The organism is Christensenella sp. (genome assembly GCF_034927525.1).
GTDB lineage: Bacteria > Bacillota > Clostridia > Christensenellales > Christensenellaceae > Christensenella.
Map to the genome: position 1 here is coordinate 1 of NZ_JAYFPU010000250.1, position 3,697 is coordinate 3,697.

Below are 3,697 nucleotides of genomic sequence, written 5' to 3' on the forward strand. Positions count from 1 at the left end.
GTTGTATGGGGCAGGGGGCTTGATTACTGCGGCGGCAGCGTGAACAACTCAAATGCCAAGACAAAGGGATTCAATGATACGTCCGTAGCGATTGCTGTACAGGGCGACATTGAGCATAATGTTATGCCGCAGGCACAGAAAGATGCGTTGTTCCGGGTAGTTAAAGATATTGTACAGCATTTCGGGTTCACAAGGCCTGATCAGATCGTGGGACACGATGAAGCGGCGGGGCCGGGATACACGGATTGCCCGGGTAAGCTTTATCCGTTGCAGGAGATCAAGGGGTACGCGTTGGGGCAGTCTGCGGTTGTACCGCCTGTGATTGAGCAGCCGGAAATTGCGATCCCTGAATTGGTGGACGAAAACGGAAACAGTATTGTGCTAAAGGTGGGGAGTCCGCATAGGGAATTTGTGAAAATGGCACAAAAACGGCTGGATAAACACCTTGTAGATGTAGGCGGTATTGACGGCGTTTTTGGAACAAACACAGAAAAGGGCGTTCGCGCATTTCAGGCGGCAAGAATCCGTGAGGGGCGTGATGTAGGTTGTGCGTACAATGGAAATAAGCCAGACGGAAGAATTGGCAAAAAGACATGGGCTATTCTGTGGGAATAGGGGGGGAGAATAATATGTTAGGTTTAATTATTGGTTTAAGTATCATCATGTGGTACGTGATCGACAGGTTCAAGGAACTTTGGGAAGGCCACAGCTTCGGTAAATTTATCACCGTGGGTGTATCGGCAGTGCTCGCTTTCGGTCTGTCCTTCGGCTTTGGGCTTGATCTGGTATTTGCAATGGATCTGTTTGAGGTATCGTCCACAGGTGGAATCATCCTGACGGCGTTGGTGCTGATGTCCGGCAGTTCTGCGGTATCCGAGATCATCGGTAGAATCAAGGGCGGAGAGAAAGCAGAGGGGTAAATCTTATGGCAATCGAGGTTACATTATTATTGGGAATAATAGGAAGTTTTGTAGGTCTGGCCGGATTTCTGGTCAGCTTCCTATCCAATAGAGATAAAAAGATTATCAATGACAGCGAATGGAAAGGGCGCATTGACGCTAAGCTTGACATTGCCATCGGAATACGTGAGGAAGTAGAAGAAATCAAATGCGAACAGCGCGGTCAAGGGGAACGGCTGGCGGTTGTAGAAGAAAGCACTAAGTCCGCGCATAAAAGAATTGATGAGATTTGCAAAAAGTAGCACATGGGGGAGGCGCGTTTGCTTCCCCCTTTTTGTTTTGGCGATGTCCTGTAATGTCCGGTCGGTGTCCGGCAGTGACGGGTGGGGTGTGGTATGATAGTAAAATTGTTCTTTTACATCAGTTCCGTAAAAAAACGGGACCAACTCCACAGCGAAATATAGCAAGAGCACAAAAAGAACGAAATGACTGGCTAAGGAGGTACAAAGATGAGTGATTATAAGACATACGCAGATTTTAAAAATAGTGCGAAAGAATCCCTTGGTCAACAATGGGAAGAAATTGAGCTCCCTCCGTTACTTCGTAAAATACAAAAAAGGGGGAAGGCCCCGTCACCGAAAATGGTGACGGAGCCTTCCCCCGCGTGTCTTTACAGCGTTTTCAATTACAACGACAACATTGCCAAGTAGCAGTCAAGGTTGCCAACAGGGAAACGCTGAAAACACGCTCTACGCCTCGGCTTTTGGCTAAGGTTGCAAGGTTGCCAAGGTATCTTTATGTCGTAAACATCTCATACGCCCCCAGCTAAATGCCGTTTATGTCGCTCTTGTTACATTCCTCCTTCATCATTATGGGCCCTGACCTCATTTTCGTCGGGAAAAGAGCGAAAACAAAGATGCTATATCTTCAAAAACCCTGATTCTATGCGGCTTTCCGCCTTTGTCATTATTATACCGTATGGGCAAAGCAACCAAATCCGAACTCTTTTTTCGTAACAGAAAAGGTGTTCGGATTTGTTTTTTATTTAGATGAATAGCAAGAGTAAAGCTATGTAGATTGCCAATCCGGTTTATTCTTCTTTCCAACCATAGAGGGGTTTTAATATTTCAGCGTTCTTTTCTTTCATAAAACTGAGTAGTAGGCTGTCAAAATGCAGTGTCATTTTATCTAATAGCAACAAGATTTCATCATCTTTAAGGCTTTTATTCATGTTGGTAAGTATTGGGAATCCATTAGTGCTAATATTGTTTTGCGTATCAATTTTCACTTCTAAACATTGCTTTATGTTTACAGGTTCAGTCAGTGCAAGTTGAGAAGCTAATTTCGGGCAGTATCCTGCCCTTCGCACATCATGTGCAGGCAAAGCATAATTACTTAAAGCATGCAGATAAATATCCGCACTTACATTTTTATATTTGGTCGATATGTATTTAATTCCTACAAATTCATTATAGTCACTGCAAAACTGATATATTATTTGAGGAATAATATACTCTTGTTGAAAAGCATCGTTAGGATATTTGCACGAGACAGAACATGTCATGACTAAAGGCCATAATAAAATGTCATCAACAAAGCAGTCAAGCTTTGCCTTTAAACCGTCCTCATCCTTTTTTACATGTTCCCAGATTATGCTTGTTTTATGGTTAGAATGAGAAATAGTTAAGTCAATCAGATTTATCTGATTTGCTTCCAAAACATTTTCAGCGTTTTGCGAAAATGTAAACAAGGAAACCCAAAAATTATCAAGTTCAGGCTTGCCGAGTTCCAAATAACAATCAAAGATAGAGCGACCTAGATATACTGAGGGCACACCATGGATACTATATCTATTATCTTGGACTAAATGTCTTTTCTCAAAAGGAATATGAAACATATCTTCACGAGTTGGTACAGTTTTACTATCAGAAATAACACGAGCCTTGAATCCAAACTCCGCACCTGTGGTATATCTATTTTGACTTTTTTTAGTTAGGATATCGCTTATACAAGTAAACGCTTCATTCATGTCCTTGTAAGCAGTCATAGTTTTGCCTTTAAGATAATCCGCTGTAGTTTTTATTATTTTTTCACATAAACAGCCAGCTGTATCTTTCTTCTCAAAGAGTCGCCTTTGCACATAGCCTTCAAACGACGGAAGCAAAGACAAATATCTTTTAAAATTATCATTTAGATAATCAAGAAAAAAATCGTAATTATTCCAATTGTTCGGTATTTCTTTATCAAAACGTTCAAACCTAGTTAGGTTTCTACCAATCAATTCTATATTTTCCATATTAAAATGTCCTTTGCAATAGTTACATCTATATTAACAAATTTTTTCAACCTAGTAAATCTGTTATCATTGAAGCATAGTAAAGCACCAAGAGAATTATCTCTTGGTGCTTTACATCTAGTTTTTGGATTTCTTCCATTCCTCAAAAGCACGTTGCCCTTCTTCACTATCATACCTGATTTAATCCTAAAAAATCAAGCTTTTATTGATGTTTGTAGTTCGACAAATATGGCAAAAGTTATTGCGCCAATTTTTAATCCTCTACAAACAGCAATTGAAGATTTTAGTCTTTCAAAACGAAACGATATCCCAAACCTCTTAAGTTCTGAATATGCAATTAGATAATCTAAATATATTTATTATCCTGACTGCACCCCGTATCTCCTAGAATTCATCTGCGCAGTTTTCCCGCTAAATTCTATTAAAACATGTCCTTTTAGACAAAAACTCCTCTTAAACATATTGTTTAAGAGGGGGGTGCTTTGTGGTCGTGCTTATTGCC

5 protein-coding genes are annotated in these 3,697 nt (G+C 40.7%); 4 read left to right on the forward strand and 1 reads right to left on the reverse strand.

The window, feature by feature from the left end; all coding sequences use genetic code 11:
- The 4 genes from VB081_RS10475 to VB081_RS10490 all read left to right on the forward strand — a co-directional run.
- A partial coding sequence (locus VB081_RS10475) for a peptidoglycan recognition protein family protein (protein ID WP_323400767.1) occupies window positions 1-615 on the forward strand: 615 nt, incomplete at its 5' end.
- A gap of 14 nt (window positions 616-629) precedes the next feature.
- Window positions 630-920 carry a hypothetical protein gene (locus tag VB081_RS10480; protein WP_323400768.1) on the forward strand — a complete coding sequence of 97 codons (291 nt, stop codon included), beginning with the start codon at window positions 630-632 and terminating at the stop codon, window positions 918-920.
- 5 nt (window positions 921-925) lie between these two features.
- Window positions 926-1,201 (forward strand): hypothetical protein, encoded by a 276-nt coding sequence (locus VB081_RS10485; RefSeq protein ID WP_323400769.1) that lies wholly within the window; start codon window positions 926-928, stop codon window positions 1,199-1,201.
- A gap of 207 nt (window positions 1,202-1,408) precedes the next feature.
- Window positions 1,409-1,609 (forward strand): hypothetical protein, encoded by a 201-nt coding sequence (locus tag VB081_RS10490; protein ID WP_323400770.1) that lies wholly within the window; start codon window positions 1,409-1,411, stop codon window positions 1,607-1,609.
- 380 nt (window positions 1,610-1,989) lie between these two features.
- On the opposite strand, the gene VB081_RS10495 is transcribed toward VB081_RS10490, so the two are convergent.
- Window positions 1,990-3,195, reverse strand: coding sequence for a hypothetical protein (locus tag VB081_RS10495; protein ID WP_323400771.1), 1,206 nt, complete (start codon window positions 3,193-3,195; stop codon window positions 1,990-1,992).
- Between the last annotated feature and the right edge of the window lie 502 nt (window positions 3,196-3,697).